This window comes from Salinarchaeum chitinilyticum (assembly GCF_055390775.1).
In genome coordinates, this window is record NZ_AP043888.1 from 2,961,451 (window position 1) to 2,983,901 (window position 22,451).

Here is a 22,451-nt window from a genome sequence, read left to right on the forward strand (position 1 = left end):
TCGTGCCGACGACGGAGTCGCTGTTGAAGATTTTCCGAATTCGGTCCAAAGTTCGTCCCTGATGCTGCGGTGAAGAGCCGGCGTCCCGGAGCGATCCACAGCGGCGGGCAGTGACTGCTGCTCCTCCGACCTACCGGAACGTGATCCAGGAGAGGAACGCGAGCGCGGCGAGTTCGAATCCACACAGCAGCGTGATCCCGATCTGTACGTCGGTTCCGGTCACGCGGAACCACTCGATGAAGTCGGGGTGGAGGACGTAGAAGTACAGCCAGAGCACGTTCTGGGCGAACAACAGCGCGGCGAAGACCAGCAGCCCGAGCGTGTGGCTGGCGCCGTGGCTCCGGTAGCCCCGCAGCCAGACCGAGCCCAGCGCGAGCAGCAGGACCACGTTCAGTCCCGCCGCGGCCCGGGCCGCGTTCAGCCAGAGCTCCATCGGTACCCCCTATCGACGGCGCGGTTATAGGTGCTGTCCAAAGTTCCTCCGAACTAGTCGTCCGCCACGGTCTCGAGCACCTCCTCGAGTGTCTCCCTGTTCGCGTCGACCTGCTCGGTCAGGAGGTAGACGTCGCCGTAGCCGTCACCCGCGCGGCGAACGACGTTGTTCTCCTGGAGAACGTCGAGGTGGTGTCTGATCGTGGTGTAGTCGTACTCCAGTGCCTCCGCGAGCTGGTTGGCGTTCCGTGGTCGCTCGTCGATCGCGCGGACGAGTTGCGTTCTGGTCGGCCCGCCACGCGAGCTGGCCAGCACGTACCACAGTACGCCCTCCATCCGGACTGCAATTCCACCGGACGTGTTGTAAACACTCGCCCGGAGTGGTGAGCGCGAAGGAGATGGGGAGCGTACCGCCTCACCAGTTCGGTACTGCTCGGCTCACTCGTCCCGACGCCCTCGTACGCTGTGATCCTCGAGAAATCGCGGGAGGTAGATTTGAACAACGTGAAGACGGACGCGCGCTACGCTCACGAGTTGCGTCTTCTCTCGTTCAAATCTACCGCGACGTATTTTCGCCGACTCGTCCGCTCGTCGCTAGCACTCCTCGCTCGGTGATGTCGGCGAAAATAGCGGGAGGTAGATTTGAACTACCGATCTCCGGGTTATGAGCCCGGCGGAATCTCCTGGCTATCCCATCCCGCTACCGATTGGTATCCCTGTTTGCCCATTAAGGGTTGTGATTCCCCGACGGCGTGGCACTCCCTACCGGTGCGTTTGCCACGTGAACAGGTTTTCCATCGTATAGTTGACAATGAACCCGGCGGCGATTCCGACCGCGTTCGCGAGGACGTACGAAACGTCGTACTGGGTCGTCAACACTGCCAGCACGACCGTCGCGACGGCGAGGCCGCCGAGGCGAACGAGGTTCGAGGTCCCCAGTCGGCGCAGGATCGAGACGACGTCGTTCGCGCCCCACGACGCGAACGTCCATCGCTCGTTGATCGCGAACATCACCACGATCGCGGTCTCGGCGCTAACCACCTTGGCGAGGACCGGCGAGGTCGAGAACAGTTCGACGAGTCCGATGAGCACCGCGAAGTCACAGGCGGTGCCGACCGCCCCGACCGCCATGAACTGCCAGAGCCGGTGGAACTTGAGCGTGTCCCGGAGCGCGCTGGTGAGCTCTACCATCCGTCGTCACTCTCCCTCGGCCAGCTGCTCGAGGAGCGGTCGTCGGCCGGCGCTACCGAGGATCGACAGCCGCTGGGACCGGAAGAGGGCGCTCGCGAGGGTTGCGGTCGTCGATATCGGACGCACCGTCGATCCGGGCCGATCCGACCAGGAGACCGGCACTTCAGCGACCGAGAGGTTGTGGCGGCCCGCGGCGGCGACCAGGTTCACGTCCCAGCCGAACCCGGGCTCGTAGAGGTCGCCACGGAGGAGCGCCCAGCTCTCGGCGTCGATGGCCTTCGCTCCGCACTGGTAGTCGAAGAGTGCAACTGGCAACAGTCGCCGCGCGAGCCAGGCGAAGCCGTCCCCGAGCGATCCGCGGAGTCTCGACTGCGTGTTCGAGACGGTCGCCTCCGGGTGGCGCCTCGACCCCACGGCGAGATCGGCGCGTCCGGACTGCACCGTCTCGACGATGCGCTCGACGCTCTCGACCGCCGTACTCCCGTCCGCGTCGACGAAGCAGTAGTCGTCCGTGTCGAGCGCCTCGAACCCGGCGGTGATCGCCGCTCCCTTTCCCCGGCGGCGGTCCGACACGGCGACGGTCGCCGGGAGGGCTGGCATCGCCTCGCGAACGCTCCCCGTGGGGTCGTCGAGTTCGATCCGGATCGTGGCCGGATCGAGCGATGCGAGCGACTCGACGTAGGATGCCAGTCGCTCGACGTCGGGATCGTAGGCGGGCAGCACGATCCCGAGTGAGCGTTGCATTCGTTCGATCCGGAGGTCCGCTCCGTCAAAATCCTTCTGCACCGACGGGGGATTCCCATCCACCCCTCCATGGCTCGCTCCGCGGAACGATCGGCCAATCGACGGTGCGAACTGCTCGCGCGTCGATCTACCGCTCGACCAGTTCGATCTCGTGGCCGTCGCAGTCCTTCGTGAACGCGTAGTTGTAGTCACAGGACTCGGGATCGCGGTAGTCCTTGGCGTTGCGGCGCATGAGCGTCTCCCAGTCGCTCTCGAGGCCCTCGACCCTCGCGGCGAGGTGGCCCCAGGCGTCGCCCATCTCGTAGTCGCCACCGTCGTAGTTGTAGGTCAACTCGACTGTCATCGCCTCCTCGGGTGCGTCGCTGGGCGCCATGAAGTACAGCGCGAAGGTGTCGTGCTCGGACCGACGGACGAGGTCATAGTCGAGCGCGCGCTGGTACCAGCCGATCGCTTGCTCGGCGTCCTCGACCCGGATCATCGTATGATCGAGCGACCAGCGCGCGCCGTAGTCCCGCTCGACGATCTCGATCTCGTGACCGTCGGGATCTTTGACGAAGGCGTACTGGCCGCCACAACTGTCGGGATCGCGGTAGTCCTCGACGCCGGCGTCCATCAGCTCGTCGTACGCCTCGTAGACGTCCTCGACGCGGACGGCGACGTGGCCCCAGGCGTCGCCCATCGTGTAGCTCCGCCCGTCGTGGTTGTACGTGAGTTCGAGTGTCGCCGCGTCGTCACTGGCGCCCTCCGGAGCGAGGTGGACGTTCGTGAACGTGTCCGCGTCCCAGCGGCCCACTTCCTCGTAGCCGAAGTGGCCCTGGTAGAACTCCATGGCTTCCTCGAGATCCTCCACGCGGCACATGACGTGATCGAGCAGTCCGACCATGGACGATACTCCGTCCTCCCGGCACGAAACGATGTCGGCAGCGGCGGGCCTGTGGGGTTCGTGCGGACCCCACTGGCAAATCACTGCCGCGGCCACGAGTTTTAAGGAATCGCCCGAAAGGAGCAGGACACATGTCGGGGGGAGAGACGGGGGTTCGACGCACCGTTCGAGGAACGATCGCCGGGATGGCCCAGCGAGCAAATCCGATGTTCGCAGTCGCGATCGTGCTCGTACCGCTCGCAGCGCTCGGCTACGCGTTGACGGTCGCGACGCTCGAACAGCACACGTACGTGCACGTGATGGCGGGCGTGCTCTGGACCGGGATCGACCTCTTCATGGGCCTCGTACTTGGGCCAGTCGTCGGCGGAATGGACGACGACGCTTCTGCCGAGCTCTTTCAGCGGCTGACGCCCAAGACCGCGTTCCTGCTGCCGACGCTCGCGCTCGTGACGATCGCATCCGGAATCACGCTCGCCCAGGAGCTGGCGCTGTTTCCCCACGCGGGCCCGTGGCTCGCGCTGTTCACGGCGGCGAACCTCGTGCCGTCGCTGTTGCTCATCGGCTGGCGACTGGACTGTTTCCGCGACTGGCGCTGGCAGGCACCCTTCGTCGTCGCGACCGTTGGCTCCCTCGCCTGGGTTGCGCTCACCATCGGCCAGTTCGCGATGACGTCCCACGCCATCGTCGTCGCACTCGTGCTCGTGACGATCCTCTCCGTGCAGGGCTTTGGCTTCCTGATGCCCGGCGAGGTGAAGATGTATCTGGAGATGACGTCTCCGTCCCCCGACAGCGCCGTCATCGCGCGGATCGGCCGTCGGAACGCCATGCTCGGCGGCGTACAGGGGTTCGTCCAGTTGCTCCTCATCGCGGACATGGTGTACCTGCGCTGGCAGGGCGGTACGCCGCTGTGGTGAGAGCCGCTGTGGCATAGGCTGCTGTGGCAATGCTGCTGTGGCACGGGCCGCTCTGGAGGAAGCTGCTGTGTGATGCTTGCTTCGATCCGTACAGCTGCGAGCCGGCAGGATAGTCGAGATTACTTCCGCAGCACGAGCCACAGCACGTCCTCGTCCGGAATCTCGTGATCCAGCTCGACCTGCTGCGCGTCGTGCTGGGCGCTCGGGTCGTGAAGCGGCTCATTCGGTAGCGGTCGTCGAAGCCCAACTTCTCCACGGCGTCGTCGACGATCAAGCACCCGGATCGAATCCTCGAAGGTCCGCGATCGCGTCCGACTTCGCCTCGCGGGCAGCGGCCGTTCCGTGGAATGCAGACAGCGATTTCAGCCGGTTCTTGATGTCCTTCGTACAGGCCTCGATCTCGTCGTACCAGTCGTAGCCGGACTGCTTCATGAGAAAGTGGATCGTGGTCCAGTAGCCGACGGGCAGCGGATCGTCTTCGGTGCCCTCGCCCACGGCCGGGAGCCGGTCGTCGAACTCCTCGAGCACGTCGAGGGTCGCGCGCGACGCCAGCGGCCGGAGGCGATACGCTCGATCCCCGCCCACCTCGCCGAAGTTCTCGATCGCTTTCTGGCGGGCATTCTCGTACTCCGGATGGAACCACGTCACGTCGAACCCGTCGAGGAGGCCATCGGCTTCGAGGTCGCGCCAGCGAGACCGCTCGGCGTCGAGCACGGGCTCCGGCAAGGGCTCGCCGTTGAGCACGAGTATTACGCCACCGCCCTCGAGGGTGTTGCCGCCTTCGAGTTCGATCGGCCCGTGGTCGCTGGTGTTCCCGAACCGCCAGAACCAGCCACGGTCGAAGGCTTCGCTGGCCTGGTATCGATCCCACGCGTCGATCATGTACGTCTCGAGGAAGGTCCGTTCGGCCGCTCGATCGGCGAGGTCGAAGGTCACCTGTGCGCTGCGCATGGGACGGTCGCGTGGCCGTCAGTTGATATAGTTTCTCGTGGTCAGCGTCCCGTGGCTGACCAGGCAGTCCGACGACTGGTCGGTGCGTGGTGTCCATCGAACTCGGTGCATTCCGGCAAACTCACTTCCGCAACACGAGCCGGAGGACATCCTCGTCCTCGAGTTCGTGGCTCAGGCCGACCTGCTGCTCGTCGTGCTGGGCGCTCGGTCCCGTCACGCGGCTCATCCGGTAGCGGTCGTCGAAGCCAAGCTTCTCGACGGCGTCTTCGACGGTCTGGCCCTCGCGGAGGACGAGCGGCTCGTCGTAGTCGACGCCGCGGCCGGGCTTGTCCATGTAGATCCGGATGAGCCCAAGGGCCTCCCAGAGCTGCTCCTTGAAGCTCTCCAGGCCCTTCTCCTCCTCGGCGCTGATGAAAATCGCCTCCTCGGGATCGATGTCGCGCTCGCGGAGGCCCTCCTTGACCGTCTCAACGTAGTCTGGGTCGATCAGGTCGGTCTTGTTGACGACCGTCAGCGAGTCGACGTACTCCCGGTTCTCCATCACGCCGTCGATCAGCTGGTCGATGTCGACCTGCTCGTTGATCACGACGTCGGCGTTGACGTAGCCGTGCTCGCGGACGACGTCCTCGATCGTCTCCTCGTCGAGGTCCAGGTCGACGCTCGCCGTAATGTCGATCGCGCCCTTGCCCTTCCCGGTGACGGAGACTTTGGGGGGTGTCTGGTCGACCCGGATCTTGTTGTTGTAGAGCTCGTCGGCGAGCATATCGTAGTGCTCGAGTTCGAAGGGCGAAAGCACGTAGACGATCAGGTCCGCCGAGCGGACGACGGAGAGGACCTCCTGCCCGCCACCCCGGCCCCCAGCGGCGCCCTCGATCAGCCCCGGTACGTCCAGCAGCTGGATCGAGGCGCCCCGGTAGTCGAGCATGCCCGGATTGACGTCGAGCGTCGTGAACTCGTAGGAGCCGACCTCACTGTCGGCGTTGGTCAGGGCGTTGAGGAGCGTCGACTTACCGACGCTGGGGAAGCCCACGAGCGCGACGGTGGCGTCGCCGTGCTGTTCGACGTGGTAGCCACCACCGCCGCCGGAGGACTGCTGTCGCTTGGCGAACTCCTCCTTCTTCTCAGCGAGCTTGGACTTCAGCCGACCGATGTGCGCCTCGGTCGACTTGTTGTAGGGCGTCTCGCTGATCTCCTCGCGGAGCTCCTCGATCTCCTCCTCGAGCCCCATTCTCGCTCGGGGGTAACGCGACCGCCCCGAAAACGCTTCCCATCGCAAGCGGTCAGGACGGCCGACGTCGATCCGTCCCCGTCGTCCGGGTCCGTTCGCGTCGCGAGTGTCGGTATTCACCCGATTCGACCCGCGGGAATCCGATATACTATTGGGGAAGCCTGGGAAAAATGCCAGTAGCCATGCCCGATCCCTCCAGCCTCCGAGACAGCACGCAGATCGTGCTGCCGGCCGAGACGCTGGAGGATCTGTGTGCGGATCTCGAGCGCCAGTTCACGGAGACGATCGTCGGCGACGGGCCCTGCCGGGTCATCGGTAGCCCCGTCGAGATCAAGAAAGCCAGCGACTTCCTCGCGCGCAACGGCGTCACCTTGCCGTAACGCCCCTCGCCCTAACGCCCGCCTCGCCGGTGCTGACTACTCCTGGCGGAGCTGCTCCAGCACCGAGAGCGTGCCGTCGGCGTGGGCGCCCGATACGACCTCGTCAGCAGCCGCCATGGCGGCGTCGTCGGCGTTCGCGACCGCGAAACTCCGTCCCACGCGCTCGAACGTCTCAACGTCGTTCTCCGAGTCTCCGATCGCGACGAACGCCTCGGGCTCGACGCCGATCGTCGCGGCGACGATTGCGAGGCCTTTCCCCTTGTCCACGTCTGGCGATTTGACGTGGTAGGCGTAGCCCGAGTCGACCACTTCCAGTCCGTGCTCGGCGGCGAGCTCCCGGAGCGGTCCCTCCGGCTGGTCGATCTGCACGGCGACCTCGGTTTCTCGCCAGCGATTCAGCAAATTGCTGTCGCCCCAGCCCAGGCTGTAGCCCGCGTCCTGATACGCCTCCGCGACGGCGCGCGAGGCGGTGTCGTCGCCGAGGATCTCGACGTGATCGTCGGCGAACGCGACGCCGCCGTTCTCCGCGACGACGCGGATCGGAATATCGAGGAAGTGACAGAGAGCGACTGGGTAGGGAAACGCCTTGCCCGTCGCGACGACGATCGGCTCCGGCCAGTCGCCGAGCACGTCGAAGAGTCTGGGGTCGATCCTGTCGCGTTCGGGATCGGTCAGGGTGCCGTCGATGTCCAGCGCGAGCGGGGGTGCCATCTTGATGTGTGATCGTCGTCGGAGGGTCAGAAGTGTGGCGGTCGGACTGAGTTGCTACAACTGTCGACTGTACCGAGATTGCAAACTGCTTGGAAGCCCCCTCCCGCTCGCCGATCCTAACTCGCTGTGCTCCTCGCTCGCGGTGCTCGCTGCGGTGGCCGGAGGTTTCCTCCGGCACTTGACGAGCTTCGCTCGTCATCGCTTACTTCGTTACGATCGGCGAGCGGTTGGCCCCTTCCAATCCCACCCTGGGTTCTGTTTTGGGTCGCGAACCCCGGTGGAACGGTTCACCGAGCGCTCTGGGGTGGTCGGTCGATCAGCAGAAAATGCGTAGCCGTCAGACCAGCGACGCGCCGTCGAACTCGCCGGGCTCGTAGTCGACCTCCATCAGGTCGAGGATCGTCGGCGCGACGTCGAAGAGGTTCGCGTCCGCGATCGTCGCCTCGGGGTCGTCGACGAACAGCGTGGCGTCGTGGAAGTTGTGCATGCCGTTACGCGGGCCCTTGGTGAACACGTCCTTACCGCCTTTGAAGCCGGACTTGAGGTCGAAGCCCGTGTTCGGGATGACGACCAGATCGGGTGCGATCTCGTCGTGGGCGCCCTCGAAGACGGTCTCGCCCTCGACGACGCGCTCGGCGACGGGGTTGCCGTCGGGCCCTTCGAGCGCCTCGAGGTCGGCCTTGAGCTCGTCGCGGACCGTATCGTAGTCCTCCTGCGCGACCGTCCCTCTCGGCTCGCGGCCCTCGAGGTTGAGGTAGAACCGCCCGGGGATGAGCGAGTACGCTCGTGTCTCGTCGTCGATGTCGCCGAGGTTTTCGTGGTCGTCGCCGTCGAAGGAGAGCCAGCCTTCCTCCTGGAGCCACTGGTTGCAGTTGACTTCCCAGTTCAGCTCGGTGAAGCCGTGGTCGCTGGCGATCACGAGCGTGACGTCGTCGGGGAGGAGATCCCGGAGCTGTCCGAGGTAGTCGTCGAGCTGGCGGTAGAACGCCATGAACTCCTCGGCGAACTCGCCGTCCTCGACGTAATCCTTGAACAGGAAGTGGTTGACCCGATCGGTCGTCATGAAGACGCCGAAGAAGAGGTCCCAGTCGTCGGTCTCGAGGTAGTGCTCGAAGGCCTCGTAGCGGGCGTCGAGCGTCTCGTGGGCGTCCTCGACGAACTCGGTCCGGTCGTCCTGGTGGCCGAGCTTGGCGTTGACGTCGATCTTGTAGTCGATGGACTCGAGGTAATTCCGGAGCTCCTCCGGGTTCGCCGCCTTGTCGACGTCAGGCGAGAGGAAGCCCGAGACCATCCGCTGGACGTTGCGCTGTGGCGGAAAGGTCACGGGAACGTTCATCACCGTGGCCTTCCGGTCGTCCTCGGTGACCCGGTCCCACACCCGCGTCGCCTGGACGTCGTTGCCCATCGGGACGTAGGTGTCGTAGGAGTCGATCTCGCGGTCCTGGAAGCCGTACACTCCCGTCTCGCCGGGGTTGACGCCGGTCGTCAGGGATGGCCAGCACGCGCTGGATTCGGGCGGCACGATGCTCTCCATCGCGCCGCCAGCGCCGTCCTCGGCGAGGGCGGTGAGGTTCGGAAACTCGCCGGGGTTGTCGGCGATGAGACTCCAGGGAACGCCGTCGATACCGATGAATGCGACTCGCGGTGCGTCGTCACCGCCGAGCCGGTCGAACAGCCCCATGTGGGCCGGGTACAGTCAGCGGGTACAAAACGCTTGGTTTCGGCGCCGCGACTGTGGATCGTCACCGACTGCGGCCGGGTTTGCCGGAGAGTGACGGGACGTGATCGCGACGAGAACTGCACAGAACGACCGAGAAACCGAACAGTGAGTGCCGCGAGCTAGCGCTTCGAGACCGTGGGTCCCCGTGATTACTCTTCGTCGTCCATCCGCGTGCCACACTCCGGGCACTCCTCCTCGTGCTCGGCGTTCGTGGGCACGACCGTCGGGTGGGCCATACCGGGCGCGTCCCGGGGGTGCTCTTTGGCTGCCATCGAGTACACGTACGGTGGACGCACCCAAATAATTACCCATAATCATAAAACATGGTCCGTCCGGGCTGGATAACTGGAACGTATCCCCCGCTCTGTATGGTGGTGATCTGGAGGTGCGTGTGTACTCGATAACTGGAGAAAGCAGAGTGGGATCGGCGGCATTTGGAAATCGAGGGCCTCCGAAAGCCCCAGGGCGCTCGATATCCCGGTCACCGTCGGAGCGAGCTCCGACGGGCTTCGCCTCGCGTTCGCTCGGCTCAGCACCGAAAGACTTCGCTTCGCTCGTTTTTCGAGGTCACACTCACTTCGTTCGCGTGACGCTCGCTGCGCTCCTCGCCTCGCTCACTCCGTTCGCGTCGGCTGCGGTGCTTACGTCGCCCGGGGACAGCCGAGTCGCCCTGCCCCTTTCGATGTCCTACCCGCCTCATTCCTCCCCAGCCTTCTGCGCTGCTCACTTCGTTGCGCTGCCTGAGGCGAAGCCTCAGACTTGCTGGATCTCCGATCCAGCATCGCTCGGCCCTCGCGCGCTGGCTGGCGCGGCCGCTCGCCCGCTTCGGGGCTCGCAGCCGGCGCCAGCGCGCGCCGACGTGGTCCACCGGGGTGTTGCGCTCGGTGGGAATTCACAGGATGGGACTGAACGAGAGCGAAGCTCTCGCGAGGCACGGAAGATCTGCGATCTTCCGGTACTCCGGAAGGGGCCGACCGCTCGATCCGTCCCCGACGATGCAAGCACCGCAGCGAACGGAGTGAGCGAGGAGCGCAGCGAGTCGCGGACGGTCGAGCGGGAGGGGGCTTCCGTAGGCGGTCGCGGTCCAGCTAATTCCCACGCACCGATCTAATTTCCCTAGTAGTCCAGAAGATCCAGATCACGATCAAATCGTCCGAAAACCAGGTCCCCGGCAGAAGGGATTCGACCCGAATCGGTTCGGGAACGATCTCTCATCGCTCCTTCGCCAACGACGAACTACAATGGCGAGCACACCCGCGGATGCAGATGCGGTCTCAGTCACCGACGAGCGGCACGACAACTCCTGGTCGGCGAACCTCGAGAAGCCCGAGCACGCGGAGGACCGCGACCTCGTCCTCGACGGCGCGGTCCAGGCGATCGAGCACACGGTTCCGGGCAACCACGTCAACCTCGTGACCCACGGCGAGCACGGTCATCCCTCGGAGTACCTCTACGAACACCTCGACGCGGAGTTCGGCGAGACGATCGAGCACGAGTACGTCGAACAGTGTGGCTGTGGCGGACACGTCGTGCGCGTTCAGGTGCTGGCGGAGTAAGGGGAGGTGCGTCGGACCTCTCAGACGAGGACCCGTTCGAGCTCGACGACGACGCCCTCGTTCGCGTCGGGATCGCCCACCAGCCGACCGAGACAGACGGCTGCGTCGTCGGGGGTGTAGCAGACGACGAGCGGTGCGTCGTCCGCGTCGTCGGCGACCCCCTTGGGATTCAGCTCCGCCTCGAAATCGCCTCCGTGTGGCCCGTCGAGAACGCCGGGAGCGTACACCGGCGCACCGTGAGCGACTTCCTCGGCAGCACTCGGTGCGATCGTGATCGCTGGGAGGTGCGCCAGGGCGCGCTCGGCTGGCGCGACGACGTCGCGGAGGTCGATCGGCGGCGACTCTCCGTCCGGCCCCGACCCCTCAGCTTCACGAGCGTACGCGAGCGCGTCCACGAGGTCCTCCATCGTATTGAGGGAGGCGTCGTCGAAGGGAGTCGTGCCGGTCCGGCGGAGGTGACCCATGTGCGCGCCGGTGCCGAGCGCGAGTCCGAGGTCGTGGCAGAGCTTCCGAACGTAGGTACCGCCCTCACAGCGGATCCGGAGGAGCGCCCGTCGGCCATCGACCTCGAGCACGTCGAGGTCGTAGATCTCTCGCACGCGGACCTGGCGCTTGACGGCGCTCTTGCGCGGCGGCTTCTGGTAGATCGGCCCCTCGAACTCCGCGACGATCGCCTCCAGATCCGCCGGCGGATCGGCGTGGAGTTCGAGCACGGCGACGTACTCCTTCGCGCCGCGGTGGAGGACCTGCGCGAGGCGCGTTGCGTCACCCAGCAGGATCGGCAGGCAGCCGGTGACTTTCGGGTCCAGCGTCCCGCCGTGGGCTGCCCCATCGATTTCGGTGATCGGCGCTGGATCGCCGGGTCGGCTGCCGGCTAGTTCGCCACTGCCCAGCGCATCGTTGACGGCGTCCCGGACCCATCCGGCGACCTCGTGCGCCGACGGGCCGGGCTGCTTGTCGAGGTTGACGACCCCGAAGGAGAGCAGCTGCGCGGGGGTACGATCCTCCGGGGGCCCGCGCATGGTCAGAGTTCGAAGCCGACCGGCACCTTCCCCTCGTCTTCCTGGGGGTCGTGGCGCTTGATCGCAGCGGCGAGAAGTTCGGGCACCTCGGTTTCGCCCCAACGAGCTGTGTTCAGCGTGACGTCGTAGATCGAGAGGTCTCCGATGTCGATGTCGTAGTACTCGAGGTAGCGCTGGGCCTCGCTCGCCTCGCGCTCGACGGTCTCCTCGCGAGCGACCTCGACGGGTTTGTCCTCTCGGTCCGCGATGCGCTCTGCGCGAACGTCCACGGGCGCGTCGAGCCAGATCCGGAAGTCGGCGTGGTCGCCGGAGAGCCAGCCCGCGAGGCGGGATTCGAGGACGAGGTCCTCGGCATCGACGGCGATCTCGTGGAGCCGCCGGTCGAGGTCGCGATCGATCATCGGATCGGTCTCCGCGCGGCTGTTGAGCTCCGCCAGCGAAATCCCCTTCTCCTCGGCGAGTCCGCGGAAGATGTCACCGCCGCTGGTGTGCTCGAGCCCGAACTGCTCGGCCAGCGCCGCGGCGGTGGTACTCTTGCCGCTTCCGGGTGGTCCGGAGACGGTAATGAACATACGACGACTGCGCCGGGCGGGCTCAAAGGCGTTGTGAATAGCCGGCGCGAAACGTGTGGAGACGGTCCCGATGAATGGCTGACGACGCCGATCGCCGCGTGATTCCGAACCTGGACTGTACCGCCATTCCGAATCGGGACTATGGCGTCATTCCGAATCGGGACTGTGAACCGTCGCGCCTGGTCCCACCGCGGTCTGGTAGGCGCGACACTCGACGCCGCGGTCGTCGAATGCCTCGACCATCGCACTGGCGATGGCACGGCGCCGCCCTGGATAGCACGCGGCGATGACGCCCGGCCCGGCACCGCTGACCGTCACGCCGGTCGCACCGGCGTCGAGTGCGGCGTCGCGGACCTCGTCGTAGCCGTCGATCAGCTCTGCGCGTGCCGGGCTCACGACGTCGTCGTGCATGCCCCGCCCGACGAGATCCGGGTCGTCCCGGCACATGCCGACGGCGAGCGTCGCGGCCTTCCCCACGGTCCCGACGAGCTCGTCGAGGGTCGCCCGATCGGGAATGACGTCGCGTGCGTCGCGCGTGGATACCACGGATTCCGGGAGACAGACGACGAGCGGAATCCGCGCGTCCACTGCCGTCACCCCGACGTCGCCGGCTGCGACGGTGAACCCGCCGAGGAGTGCGGGCGCGACGTTGTCCTCGTGGGCCTCGCCCGACACCAGCTCCTCGCCCTCCGCGGCGATCGGGACGAGCTCGCTCCGGCTGTGGCCACGGTCGTAGAGCTCGTTGAGTGCGAGCGCCGCTCCCGCCGCACTCGCCGCAGACGAGCCCAGGCCGGACGCCGGGCGGACCCCCTTGTCGATCTTGATGTGGGCGGGCGCGTCGAGCGCCTTCGCGACGGCGCCGACGGTGTTGCCCTCCGGATCTTCGGGGATGAACCGACTCCCGACGCCGGTCACCTCGATGGAGGTCTCCTCGGCTTTCTCCACCTGGACCACGTCTGCCGGCCGACCGAGCGCGACGCCGAACACATCGAACCCGCTTCCGAGGTTCGCACTCGTCGCTGGCGCCCGCACGGTAATCATACGCAGGCGATAGCCCGACGCCTTCAAAAAGCCGTTGGTACGCTCCCCCACGCCGGTGACTGATCCGATGGGGCGACCGGATCGTCCAGCGGTTTCGCGCAAGACCGCAGCTTCGTCGGCGTGGGTAGCGTGTCGATCGCTGTGTCGATCACCCAGGCCAGCATGCTCACTCGCCGGACTCGACGCCCGGTGCGTCGCCAGCGGTGACGTCGCTCGGCTGGTCCTGGCCACCGACGACGAGTTCGCCGTCCTCGGTCTCGACGTAGGCGTCGTCGGCGAAGCCGCTCTCCGCGTGTGGATGCTCGGGATCGTCGAGCTTCTCGGGGGTCGAGGGTGCGTCGGGGAGTCCGCCCGCGGGTTCGAACGCCCCGAGTGGGTCGTCGATCGTGATCCCGTGGGATTCGAAGAACGCGCGGTAACGCTCGTAGTGGGGTTCGAGTTCCTCGATCGGAATCTCCATCATCTCCGTCCAGCCGTGGTTGTAGAAGTCGAAGTTCGCCTGGACGTGCGTGATCTCTCGGGCCTCCGCCTCCGGGTAGCCAGCACGCAGTGCTGCGACGTAGGCGTCCGTCGTCGCGTCGAACAGCGCGTCGAGGTGGTCGCGCCGTTCTTCCCGACGTCCATCTTCGGCCTTGTCGAGGAAGATCCCGGTGTGCATGTCGACGAGCTTGCGCCGCGTGAAGCCGCCGACGACCGGCGCGGTGAGCGCCGCCTTGAACGCCCAGTGGCGCGCGTTCTGGCGCAGTTTCATACGCGATCGATAGGCGTCGAGACTCTTGAACTCCCCGTCATCGGCTGTCGTCGTTCGCTTTCGTCGTCGCTGGTCCACCTCTCTACCACTCCGCTTCCGCGGTTGCGTAACTCACACTCGTTCCCACACTCGCTCTCACACTCGCTCTCTTTCTCTCGGAAGTTCGGGTCGACTCGCACCAATTCACGCCATCCGATACCGTGTGAAATGGGTGCACATGTCGCAACAATTTGCGGACGTTTGTCGCAGGAAGTACGAACTGAGCGGAGGGGATCGAACGAACGTACGGAACTGTCGAAATCGGGGGCACCGCCGTATTCGCGCGGATAGCAATTCACTTCAAGGCCGACGACTAACGCCACCGACATGGCTGCTTCGTACGTGATCATCGGTGACGGGATCGCGGGAAGTTCCGCGGCGGAGACGCTCCGCGAGGAGGCTCCCGACGCGGACATCACCGTCGTCACCGATGAGGGGGAGGCACTCTACAATCGGATTCTGATCAAGGAACACGCCAAGGGGAAGCTCCCGGAGGCACCGATCTCCATCCACGAGCCCGGATGGTACGAGGAACGGGACATCGAGCTGTCTCTCAATACGCACGTGACCGAGGTGGATCCCGACGCGCACGAGGTTCACACGCACGAAGGCGACGTGCTCGAGTACGACAAACTCCTCGTCGCCACCGGCGGAACGCCGAACCAGCTCCCCGTCGACAACGCCGGCGCCGACGGGATCCACCACTTCTGGACGTTCAAGGACGCGCGGAAGATCCGCGAGGCCGCCGAGGCCGCCGACAAGGGCGTCGTCGTCGGCGCCGGCCTGCTCGGCATCGACTTCGCCGCGGTCTGTGGCGCACAGGACGTCGACGCGAACTACCTCATGCGCGGTGAGTGCTGGTGGCGCTACGCGCTCAGCGAGGAGGGCGCGGAGATCATCCACGACGGCCTCCGCGAACTCGGCGTCACGCCGGTGTTCGACTCCGGCGTCGACCACTTTGAAGTGGACGACGACGGCCACGTCGAGGCCGCCGTCGACCCCAACGGCGACCGCTACGACGCGGAGTTCGCGGGCGTCGCGATCGGTCTCGACTTCAACCTCGAGTTCATGCACGGCACCGGGCTCGAACGAGACGACGGCGTCGTCGTCGACGAGTACATGCAGACGAACCTCGAGGACGTCTACGCCGCCGGCGACCTCACTCGCTTCTACGACACGATCACGAACTCCTACGAGCAGAACGGATCGTGGGGCTCCGCGAAGGAGCAGGGCCAGACTGCCGGGAAGAACATGGCTGCCGACGACGAGGCCGACGCCTTCCGCTGGGTTTCTTCCTACTCAATCACGCACTTCGATTTCCCCTTCCTCTCCTTCGGCCATCCCACCCGCGGCGAGGAGTACGTCGAGCGCTCCTACGACGAGGGCGAGTGGCGGCGGCTCGCGATCCGCGACGGCCAAATCGTCGGCGGCGTGCTGATCGGCGACCTCGCTCCCCAGAGCGCGTACAAGCAACTCGCTCGCGAGGAGCGTGACGTCCGGGGCCACGAGGAGGCGCTCCTCGCCGAGTCCGTCGATCCCGACGAGATCGCGCCCGCCCAGCAGCAGTAGATCGCCAAGGATCCCGTTTGCTGCTGCCGGCCCCACCGACCCTAGCAGGCTTGCTTCCGATCGTTGCGTCGCCGACCGACATGGTTTTCCGCTCGTCAGGGCTCGGTTGACGCATGGAGGGCAGCACGGACATGACGCTCGCGTTCGAGCTCACGGCGCTGCAGGCGCTCGCCGAGCCCGACGCGGCGTTCGGGAACGCCCGGCAGTGGAGCGAGTACGTCGGCGTCGTCTCCGCTGAGCCGACGTACGTCGTGACGAACTACACTCGCAAGCATCGCATCCGGCAGGACTTCTTCTCGGGGCCGCGCGGGAAGGCCGAGAGCCTCGAGAGCGTCCGCGAGCAGTTCGACACCGAGCGCCACGTCTTCGTCGGGACCGACGAGGACGACCGCGCGCTCGCCGAGTCGGAGGGCTGGGAGTATCTCCCCGTCGAGGACGCTGCAGAGGCCGCGGACTGGACGCTCGCCGAGGACGCGCCCGAGGCCGACGCCGCGCCCGTTCAACAGCCCGAGCGCGACGACTGGCCCTGACCTGAGCGCGTCTCACTGGCGTCGACGCCCGCCGGTCGAGTTTCAGTTCCAGCAACGCGCCGTCCCCCTTTTTGTGCGTCCCAGTCGTTGTCGCCGATACAGATGTCAGTAGATGCAGGGAACGCCCTCTCGGAAGCCGTCGACCGGATCACCACGCAGGCCGCCCTCCTCGTGATCGGGCTCTACGCCGTGGCGAGTATCGTCCAGACAGCGGCGCTCCAGGACCTCATTCGCCTGGCGATCGAGGAGCTTCGCGAACTCGTCCGCGAGGAGCAATCCGCCGAGGACTATCAGGAGTTCGTCGACCAGACCGATCCGCTATTGAACGACCTTCCGCTCGCGCTCGGGCTGGATCTCGTCCCGGCGCTGCTACTGCTGTTCGCCGCGTTGATCGGAGCGACCGTCGTGACCGCGCTCGCGATCGATGCGTTCGCACGCGAAGCATCGAGCGTGGGCGACCTCGACACCTCGCGGCTGGTCTGGAACACGATCAACCTCCTCGTCGGCGGGATCTTCTTCGTCATCATGCTGCTGATCGGCTTCAGTTTCTTCTTCGTCCCCGGTCTCGTCGTGTTCTTCCTCTTCCTGTTCTTCCCGATCGCGGTCGTCGTCGAGGAGGAGAACTTCTTCTCGGCGTTCGGTAGCTCCATCGACACGGTCACCGACAACTTCCTGCAGACGCTCCTCCTCGTGCTTCTCCTGATCGTCGTCGGACTCGTCATGGGGGCGATTTCTGCCGTCGTCTCGTTCGTACTGACGGGCGCCGCGGGTGGCATCGTCTCGGCGACGCTCAGCGCGGTCGGGAGCATGTTCACCCTCGCGATGCTGACCCGCGCGTACGTCGGCGCCAGCAACGAGGTGGCCGCAGACGACCCCGACGGCGACTTCGGCGACGCGGAGGCCTGGAACTAGCTATCCGCCCACGCTCCGCCGAGGATTCGTTCGGTTCGATTTCTCACACACACCCACACACCCACACACCCACACACGCACTCTCTCTCTCTCGATTTGTCGATTTGTCGAGCGCGACCCCGAGACGCGTCCTTTATCCAGCCCAGCCACGAAGCGCGCCCATGACCGAGCCGCGCGTCCCCGGTAGCCGGGGCGGGGCGATCGAACTTCCCTGCGGTGAGACGATCTCGCCACAGGAACTGGACCTCGGAATGCGGGAGTTCCACTGCGCCTGCGGCGAGGACCACGCCGTGGTGATGGACCTCCACCCGCCGTCGCGGTTCGTCCCGGAGTTCCTGGTCGAGATCCTCGAAAACGTCGTTGACGTCGAGGACGAGTTCGAGACGTTCGGCACGCCCCACGTCATGGGTGCGGTGATCGAGGAGTTCCCGGAGCACGTCGCTACCCACGACGCCAGTAGTGACGGCGAGGTGGGCTACGCGATGGTCTGGGTCACCGAGTTCGACGACCGCCGGCTCCACGAGATCGTCGTCGAACTCCTGATCGAGCTGATGGACCACGCGATCAGCCACGCCGAGGACCAGGACCACGCCGCCGTCTTCGAACAGCACCTCGAGGAGTTCGACGTCGAGGCGTTCGTCGAGCAGTACCGCGAGGAACGCGAGTTCGAGTCCGAACACGACGCCGCGCTCTGACCACCCGCTTCGAGCGCGACCGTCTGTCTGGTCGCACCTCCCGGATCGATTGCCGGAAACCGGTAGCCCACGCAGCCGTCTGACGAGCGTCTGACGCGATTTTATGCAGTAGCACGCGCTAATAGCTCCCAATGGCCGCCCGTCACAGCGAGTTCGAGGAGATCCGCCGCATCCTCGAAGAGGCCGACGAGCCGCTCACCGCGAGCGAGATCCTCGAGGATCTCGAGGATCCCGAGATCGACAGCGCTCATCGCGTGGCGACGGTGCTCGGCCGGCGCGCCGACAGCGGTGACGTCGACGTGATCCGGGATCGGCCCTACCGCTACCGGGTCTGATTCTGCCGATTCGTCTGCGAGGGATCGGCCGCCCAGTCAACCGGATCCGTCTGCGCTGACCGTCGCCGATTGCAGTTCGAGTCGTGGCCGCCCGACGCGGGGTTTTTCCCCACCCGGCGATTCCTCCCGGTCGATGGCCGAGCGCAGCAGCGACATGACCCTCGCCTTCTCGCTGGAGGCACTCCAGCGCCTCGAGGATCCTCGCGGGTCGATCGACGACGCCCGGGAGTGGAGCGAGTACGTCGGGGCGCTCTCGGCGACGCCGAACGGCGCGCTCTCCTTCACCCGCGAGCGTCGGATTCGGCTGGATTTCTTCTCCGGAACCCGCCCGCCGGCCGAGACGCTCTACGCGGTCAAGGGCAACTACCGCACCGAGCGCCACGTCCTCGTCGGCGTCGACGGCCAGGCAGAACTGGCCGATCGCCGGAACTGGGAGTTCCAGCACGTCGAGGACGCCGCCGAGCGGGCTGACTGGGAGCTGCAGGCCCCCGACGACGCCGCGGCCGGGCAAAGCGGCGGCGTTCTGGGACGGCTTCGCGACGCGCTCGGGCGCTGAGTAACCACGGACATCGGCCCCACCGAAGACACCGGGGCTTTTCAGCCAGCCGCTCGACCCATCGACCATGGCTACGACTGGCGCCGAGTCGTCGATCCTCGTTCTGGCAGTTAGCATCCTGATCGGCGGGCTCGCGATCCACGTCGGATCGATGTTCGGACTCGCGTCGCGCAACTACGCTCACGCGATCGTGACGGCGGTCCTGGGCGCACTCGCCTGGGCGCTCGTCAACTTTCTCTTCACGGAACTGGCGATCGCCGGGAATCTCAGCTCGCTCGTCGCGCTCGTCGTCTGGATCGGCGTCGTCGGCTGGCGGTACGAGACCGGCTGGCTCCGTGCCGGGATGATCGGGCTGTTCGCGTGGGTCGCGGCGGTCGTCGCGCTCGCGCTCCTCGACCTACTGGGCGTCGGTGGCATCGGCGCCTACGGCATTCCCGGCGCCTGATCGACGTCTCGTTGCCGACGTTACTGCCGATCAGTTCGTCCCGATTCCCAGCCCGAGTTCCTCGTTCACGAGATCGACGGCATCCCGGAGCGCGCCGACCGAGCTGAGGTAGCCGACGCCGACGCTCGTCTTGAGCGCGACCGCCGCTTTCCCCGTCACGACCGTCGGACCGACCTGGGCGACGGCGCCGTCGCCGACGCTGACGACCCACCCTGGCGGATCGAACGCGAACCGTTCGAGCCGGGGCTCGAACGTCCCATCGTCCTCCTCTAGCACGCGCTCGACGTTCGTCGCGACGGTGTCGGCCGCCCGGACCGCGGCCTGTGCCGTCGCGGGGACGGGCTCGCCGTCGCGATCGATCGCGCGGACGGCGTCGCCGAGCCCGAACGTGCGCTCGCCGAGTCTGAGCCGGGCGTCGACGATCGGCCGATCCCCATCGAGCGCGTCCTGTCCGGTGATGCCGCCGGTCCAGACGAGCAGGTGGTGCGGAATCGATTCCCCGTCGTCGAGTTCGACCGTCTCCGCCGTCACACGCTCGACGGTGGCGCTGGTCCGCACGTCGACGCCGCGATCGTCGAGCGCCGCGCGGATCGCGCCGCGAAACGGTGCCTCGAACTCCGGCGCGACGCTCGACTGCTGTTCGAGCACCGCCACGTCGATCGGCGTCGTGGCGCCAGCGGCACCGCTCGTGCCGGCCGTTTCCTCGGACAGTGCCGCGAGCTCTCCCGCCACCTGGACGCCGGAGAGCCCGGCGCCAGCGACGACGACGTTCGCGTGCTCGGTTGCCGACGCGCTGCCGGTTTCGAGCAGTTCGCTCGCCCGGTCGTGGATCCGTCGTGCGTCGTCGATCCGCTTGAGCGGGACGCCGTGGTCTCTCACGCCCTCGACGGCCATAGACGGCGCTGCGCCCACCGCGACCGCGCAGGCGTCGTAGCGCAGTTCGTCACCGTCTTCGAGTGTCACGGTTCGATCTGCGGGCGTTACCGCGTCGACGCGGCCGATCCGGACCGAAGCGCCGTCGAGCATCGGTTCTACGTCCATCTCGATGTCGTCGGCGAGCGCCGGACGCCGGACGACGCGGTGAAGTTCGTGCTGGAGGAGATGTCGGCCGTCGTCGTCGACCACGAGCAGCTCGTGGTCGTCACCGAGCCGACGTTCGAGCTTCCGCGCGAGAGTCACGCCAGCGTAGCCGCCGCCGAGCACGAGAACGCGCATGGCTACCACTTGTCGGCCATCGGGTTAGGTGTGCCGCGTACTGGAGCGTGGCCCACTCGGCGCGCAGTCCAGCTTCTTCGAGCCGTCCCCGCGTTTATGGTGGAGGAGGCCCAACTTGGGGGTACGGAGGAGACCACCCGAGTGTCAGCCACAGACCAAGCCGTCGTCGCCAAACGCGCCGACGCTGGTGAGCCAGAGACCGACGAGATCGAGCACCTCGCCCGTTCTGCGGGCTACGAGGTGGCGGCGGTCGTCACCCAGACCCGCACCGAGGATTCCGCCCTCGAGTTCGGCGAGGGGAAGGCCGAGGAGCTCGCCCGGATCGTCGAGCGCGAAGACGCGGACACCGTGCTCTTCGACAACGAACTCGGTCCCTATCAGACGTACAACCTCGGCCAGCTCTTGCCCGAGGGCGTCGAGGTACACGATCGATTCACCCTCATTCTGGAGATCTTCGGCCAGCGTGCGGAGACCCGGACCGCACAGCTTCAGGTCGAGCTCGCGGAGCTGCGCTACGAGCTGCCACGGGCGGAGGCGAAGACGAGTCTCGCGAGACGCGAGGAACATCCCGGGTTCATGGGACTGGGGGAGTACGACGAGTCCCGCGAGCAGGACATCAAGGCCCAGATCTCCCGGATCCGCGACGAACTCGATCAGATCGAGCAGACCGAGCAACACCGTCGCGAGCAGCGCCGCGAATCCGGATTCGACCTCGTCGCCCTCGCGGGCTACACCAACGCCGGAAAGTCCACCCTGCTTCGCAGGCTCGCGGAGGACCTCGACGTCGACGAGAACGAGGAGCTCCACGCCGATCTCGACTCGACGGCGAAGTCGGAGGACCAGCTGTTCACGACGCTGGGCACCACGACCCGCCGCGCGGACCTCGGCGACCGCGACGCCCTCATCACCGACACCGTCGGCTTCATCTCGAATCTCCCACACTGGCTCGTCGAGTCGTTCAAGTCGACGCTCGACGCGGCCTACCGCGCGGACCTCGTGCTACTCGTCGTCGACGTCACCGAGTCCGTCGAGTCGATCCGCGAGAAGCTCGTGACCTCTCACGACGTGCTCTACGAGCGCAACGAGGCGCCGATCGTCACCGTCCTCAACAAGATCGACGACGTCGACGACGAGGAACTCGATCGCAAGCGCGAGGCCCTGTCCGCGCTCGCTCCCCATCCAGTCGTCGTCAGCGCGAAGGAGGGGGAGCGCGTCGACGAGCTTCGCGAGCGGATCCGCGCGGCGTTACCCCCTCTCGAGGAGGAACGCCTCGTCATGCCGATGACGGACGACACGATGTCCGTCGTCTCCTGGCTCCACGACAACGCTCGCGTCGAGGACGTGACCTACGGTGACGACGACGTGCTCGTCGAGTTCGCTGCGCGGCCGGCCGTCGTCGAGCAGTCCCGCTCGAAGGCGGCGGGGCTGAGTCCGCCGGCGGAGTCGGCGTGACGGCGCCGGCCGCCGAGCCCTGCATCGTCGTTTCTCGACCGAACTGGGGCCGCCCGACGACCGACTGGTGGTCGAGGGTGGCTAGCCTCGGAGCGATTCGACCGTCGGCCGTGTCTCGGACCGGTTCGATTCGAGTACCGCCTCGACGAGCCAGTGGGCGACGTAGGCCGAGACGCCGCCGAACGCGGCCGCAAACGCGTTCAGGAGTGCGAACACCAGGAAGAAGAACGGGAGGAAGAACAAGGGTACAGCTATCGACGACAAGCCCGTGGAGGCACCGACGGTTCCGGGTACGATACCGAGAGCGTAGAACGCCGTACCCAATACGAGCAGGGGAAGCCCACCGGCCAGCGCACCGGCTTTCGCGGCGGTTTGCCGGGGAGCCCCGTAGACGGCACCGGTGATCGCGCCGCCGACGATCGTCGCCGACCCGAACTCGTAGCTTCTCGTCGCGCCCGTCAGGTCGCTCTGGAGGAGGGCGATCAGAACGACCACGATCGTACCGACGATCACAGCCGTCCCGAACCCGACCTCGCGGCGCGCATCCCGGATCGTCGTGCGGGGTCCGTCGAGCGTTTCCGCCATTCTATCGATTGTTCCGCCGACA

General features: G+C 66.4%; 27 protein-coding genes, 1 tRNA gene and 1 pseudogene. 11 read left to right on the top strand and 18 right to left on the bottom strand.

Translation table 11 applies throughout. The features are described 5' to 3' along the window. Positions 1–130: 130 nt before the first annotated feature. From ACZ5KP_RS14360 to ACZ5KP_RS14385, 6 genes are all read right to left on the bottom strand, one after another. Positions 131–433, bottom strand: coding sequence for a DUF8036 family membrane protein (locus ACZ5KP_RS14360; protein WP_460918553.1), 303 nt, complete (start codon positions 431–433; stop codon positions 131–133). Between the two features lie 53 nt (positions 434–486). Beyond that, entirely contained in the window at positions 487–768 is a 282-nt protein-coding gene (locus tag ACZ5KP_RS14365) for a winged helix-turn-helix domain-containing protein (RefSeq protein WP_460918554.1), read from the bottom strand. Positions 769–1,059: 291 nt separating this feature from the next. Further along, a tRNA-Met gene (locus tag ACZ5KP_RS14370) sits at positions 1,060–1,134 on the bottom strand. 60 nt (positions 1,135–1,194) lie between these two features. Beyond that, entirely contained in the window at positions 1,195–1,623 is a 429-nt protein-coding gene (locus ACZ5KP_RS14375) for a GtrA family protein (RefSeq protein WP_460918555.1), read from the bottom strand. A gap of 6 nt (positions 1,624–1,629) precedes the next feature. Continuing rightward, positions 1,630–2,367 carry a glycosyltransferase gene (locus tag ACZ5KP_RS14380; RefSeq protein WP_460918557.1) on the bottom strand — a complete coding sequence of 246 codons (738 nt, stop codon included), beginning with the start codon at positions 2,365–2,367 and terminating at the stop codon, positions 1,630–1,632. Positions 2,368–2,494: 127 nt separating this feature from the next. Further along, positions 2,495–3,250 carry a VOC family protein gene (locus ACZ5KP_RS14385; RefSeq protein WP_460918558.1) on the bottom strand — a complete coding sequence of 252 codons (756 nt, stop codon included), beginning with the start codon at positions 3,248–3,250 and terminating at the stop codon, positions 2,495–2,497. A 185-nt stretch (positions 3,251–3,435) separates the two neighbouring features. On the opposite strand from ACZ5KP_RS14385, the gene ACZ5KP_RS14390 reads away from it, so the two are divergent. Then, the gene (locus tag ACZ5KP_RS14390) at positions 3,436–4,164 is read left to right on the top strand and encodes a hypothetical protein (RefSeq protein WP_460921062.1); all 729 of its coding nucleotides are present in this window, start codon (positions 3,436–3,438) and stop codon (positions 4,162–4,164) included. Positions 4,165–4,283: 119 nt separating this feature from the next. Here the strand turns inward: ACZ5KP_RS14390 and ACZ5KP_RS14395 are convergent. From ACZ5KP_RS14395 to ACZ5KP_RS14405, 3 genes and pseudogenes are all read right to left on the bottom strand, one after another. Then, a pseudogene (locus ACZ5KP_RS14395) lies at positions 4,284–4,432 on the bottom strand (OBG GTPase family GTP-binding protein); the annotation flags it as partial. A gap of 2 nt (positions 4,433–4,434) precedes the next feature. After that, the gene (locus ACZ5KP_RS14400) at positions 4,435–5,115 is read right to left on the bottom strand and encodes a hypothetical protein (protein WP_460918559.1); all 681 of its coding nucleotides are present in this window, start codon (positions 5,113–5,115) and stop codon (positions 4,435–4,437) included. 121 nt (positions 5,116–5,236) lie between these two features. Then, a complete protein-coding gene (locus tag ACZ5KP_RS14405; RefSeq protein WP_460918561.1) occupies positions 5,237–6,343 on the bottom strand; it encodes an OBG GTPase family GTP-binding protein in 1,107 nt (368 codons plus the stop codon). A gap of 182 nt (positions 6,344–6,525) precedes the next feature. Here ACZ5KP_RS14405 and ACZ5KP_RS14410 point away from each other — a divergent pair, with 182 nt between their 5' ends. Then, a complete protein-coding gene (locus ACZ5KP_RS14410; protein WP_460918562.1) occupies positions 6,526–6,723 on the top strand; it encodes a VNG_1110C family protein in 198 nt (65 codons plus the stop codon). Between the two features lie 36 nt (positions 6,724–6,759). Here ACZ5KP_RS14410 and ACZ5KP_RS14415 read toward each other — a convergent pair whose 3' ends face one another. The 3 genes from ACZ5KP_RS14415 to ACZ5KP_RS14425 all read right to left on the bottom strand — a co-directional run bounded on the left by ACZ5KP_RS14415 (position 6,760) and on the right by ACZ5KP_RS14425 (position 9,426). Further along, entirely contained in the window at positions 6,760–7,440 is a 681-nt protein-coding gene (locus ACZ5KP_RS14415; protein ID WP_460921064.1) for an HAD hydrolase family protein, read from the bottom strand. A gap of 331 nt (positions 7,441–7,771) precedes the next feature. Continuing rightward, positions 7,772–9,115 carry an alkaline phosphatase family protein gene (locus ACZ5KP_RS14420; RefSeq protein ID WP_460918563.1) on the bottom strand — a complete coding sequence of 448 codons (1,344 nt, stop codon included), beginning with the start codon at positions 9,113–9,115 and terminating at the stop codon, positions 7,772–7,774. Between the two features lie 188 nt (positions 9,116–9,303). Then, on the bottom strand, positions 9,304–9,426 hold the full coding sequence (locus ACZ5KP_RS14425; protein WP_460918564.1) for a hypothetical protein: 123 nt from the start codon (positions 9,424–9,426) through the stop codon (positions 9,304–9,306). Between the two features lie 969 nt (positions 9,427–10,395). Here ACZ5KP_RS14425 and ACZ5KP_RS14430 point away from each other — a divergent pair. Continuing rightward, positions 10,396–10,710, top strand: a complete 315-nt coding sequence (locus ACZ5KP_RS14430) for a CGCGG family putative rSAM-modified RiPP protein (protein WP_460918565.1) — start codon at positions 10,396–10,398, stop codon at positions 10,708–10,710. A 20-nt stretch (positions 10,711–10,730) separates the two neighbouring features. Here the strand turns inward: ACZ5KP_RS14430 and ACZ5KP_RS14435 are convergent, their stop codons facing one another. The 4 genes from ACZ5KP_RS14435 to ACZ5KP_RS14450 form a co-directional block, all read right to left on the bottom strand. Beyond that, positions 10,731–11,732, bottom strand: coding sequence for an RNA-guided pseudouridylation complex pseudouridine synthase subunit Cbf5 (locus ACZ5KP_RS14435; RefSeq protein WP_460918567.1), 1,002 nt, complete (start codon positions 11,730–11,732; stop codon positions 10,731–10,733). A 2-nt stretch (positions 11,733–11,734) separates the two neighbouring features. After that, positions 11,735–12,304 (bottom strand): (d)CMP kinase, encoded by a 570-nt coding sequence (gene cmk, locus ACZ5KP_RS14440; protein WP_460918568.1) that lies wholly within the window; start codon positions 12,302–12,304, stop codon positions 11,735–11,737. Positions 12,305–12,451: 147 nt separating this feature from the next. After that, complete coding sequence (locus ACZ5KP_RS14445; protein WP_460918569.1) at positions 12,452–13,345, bottom strand: homoserine kinase; 894 nt, start codon at positions 13,343–13,345, stop codon at positions 12,452–12,454. A gap of 166 nt (positions 13,346–13,511) precedes the next feature. Beyond that, positions 13,512–14,096: a DUF6149 family protein gene (locus ACZ5KP_RS14450; protein ID WP_460918570.1), complete on the bottom strand. Its 585-nt coding sequence runs from the start codon at positions 14,094–14,096 to the stop codon at positions 13,512–13,514. A 366-nt stretch (positions 14,097–14,462) separates the two neighbouring features. Here ACZ5KP_RS14450 and ACZ5KP_RS14455 point away from each other — a divergent pair, with 366 nt between their 5' ends. The 7 genes from ACZ5KP_RS14455 to ACZ5KP_RS14485 all read left to right on the top strand — a co-directional run bounded on the left by ACZ5KP_RS14455 (position 14,463) and on the right by ACZ5KP_RS14485 (position 19,177). Continuing rightward, on the top strand, positions 14,463–15,704 hold the full coding sequence (locus tag ACZ5KP_RS14455; RefSeq protein ID WP_460918571.1) for an NAD(P)/FAD-dependent oxidoreductase: 1,242 nt from the start codon (positions 14,463–14,465) through the stop codon (positions 15,702–15,704). A 113-nt stretch (positions 15,705–15,817) separates the two neighbouring features. Beyond that, on the top strand, positions 15,818–16,234 hold the full coding sequence (locus ACZ5KP_RS14460) for a DUF7124 domain-containing protein (protein ID WP_460918572.1): 417 nt from the start codon (positions 15,818–15,820) through the stop codon (positions 16,232–16,234). Positions 16,235–16,336: 102 nt separating this feature from the next. Next, on the top strand, positions 16,337–17,146 hold the full coding sequence (locus ACZ5KP_RS14465; RefSeq protein ID WP_460918573.1) for a DUF7847 domain-containing protein: 810 nt from the start codon (positions 16,337–16,339) through the stop codon (positions 17,144–17,146). A 161-nt stretch (positions 17,147–17,307) separates the two neighbouring features. Next, entirely contained in the window at positions 17,308–17,841 is a 534-nt protein-coding gene (locus ACZ5KP_RS14470) for a DUF5815 family protein (RefSeq protein ID WP_460918574.1), read from the top strand. A gap of 131 nt (positions 17,842–17,972) precedes the next feature. After that, positions 17,973–18,176, top strand: a complete 204-nt coding sequence (locus ACZ5KP_RS14475) for a hypothetical protein (protein WP_460918575.1) — start codon at positions 17,973–17,975, stop codon at positions 18,174–18,176. A gap of 133 nt (positions 18,177–18,309) precedes the next feature. After that, a complete protein-coding gene (locus tag ACZ5KP_RS14480; RefSeq protein ID WP_460918576.1) occupies positions 18,310–18,732 on the top strand; it encodes a DUF7124 domain-containing protein in 423 nt (140 codons plus the stop codon). A 67-nt stretch (positions 18,733–18,799) separates the two neighbouring features. Next, entirely contained in the window at positions 18,800–19,177 is a 378-nt protein-coding gene (locus tag ACZ5KP_RS14485) for a hypothetical protein (protein ID WP_460918578.1), read from the top strand. Between the two features lie 30 nt (positions 19,178–19,207). On the opposite strand, the gene ACZ5KP_RS14490 is transcribed toward ACZ5KP_RS14485, so the two are convergent. Continuing rightward, complete coding sequence (locus ACZ5KP_RS14490) at positions 19,208–20,392, bottom strand: NAD(P)/FAD-dependent oxidoreductase (protein WP_460918579.1); 1,185 nt, start codon at positions 20,390–20,392, stop codon at positions 19,208–19,210. Between the two features lie 141 nt (positions 20,393–20,533). Between ACZ5KP_RS14490 and hflX the strand changes: the two genes are divergently transcribed. After that, the gene (hflX, locus tag ACZ5KP_RS14495) at positions 20,534–21,844 is read left to right on the top strand and encodes a GTPase HflX (protein WP_460918580.1); all 1,311 of its coding nucleotides are present in this window, start codon (positions 20,534–20,536) and stop codon (positions 21,842–21,844) included. Positions 21,845–21,925: 81 nt separating this feature from the next. On the opposite strand, the gene ACZ5KP_RS14500 is transcribed toward hflX, so the two are convergent. Then, on the bottom strand, positions 21,926–22,429 hold the full coding sequence (locus tag ACZ5KP_RS14500; RefSeq protein WP_460918582.1) for a DUF5518 domain-containing protein: 504 nt from the start codon (positions 22,427–22,429) through the stop codon (positions 21,926–21,928). Between the last annotated feature and the right edge of the window lie 22 nt (positions 22,430–22,451).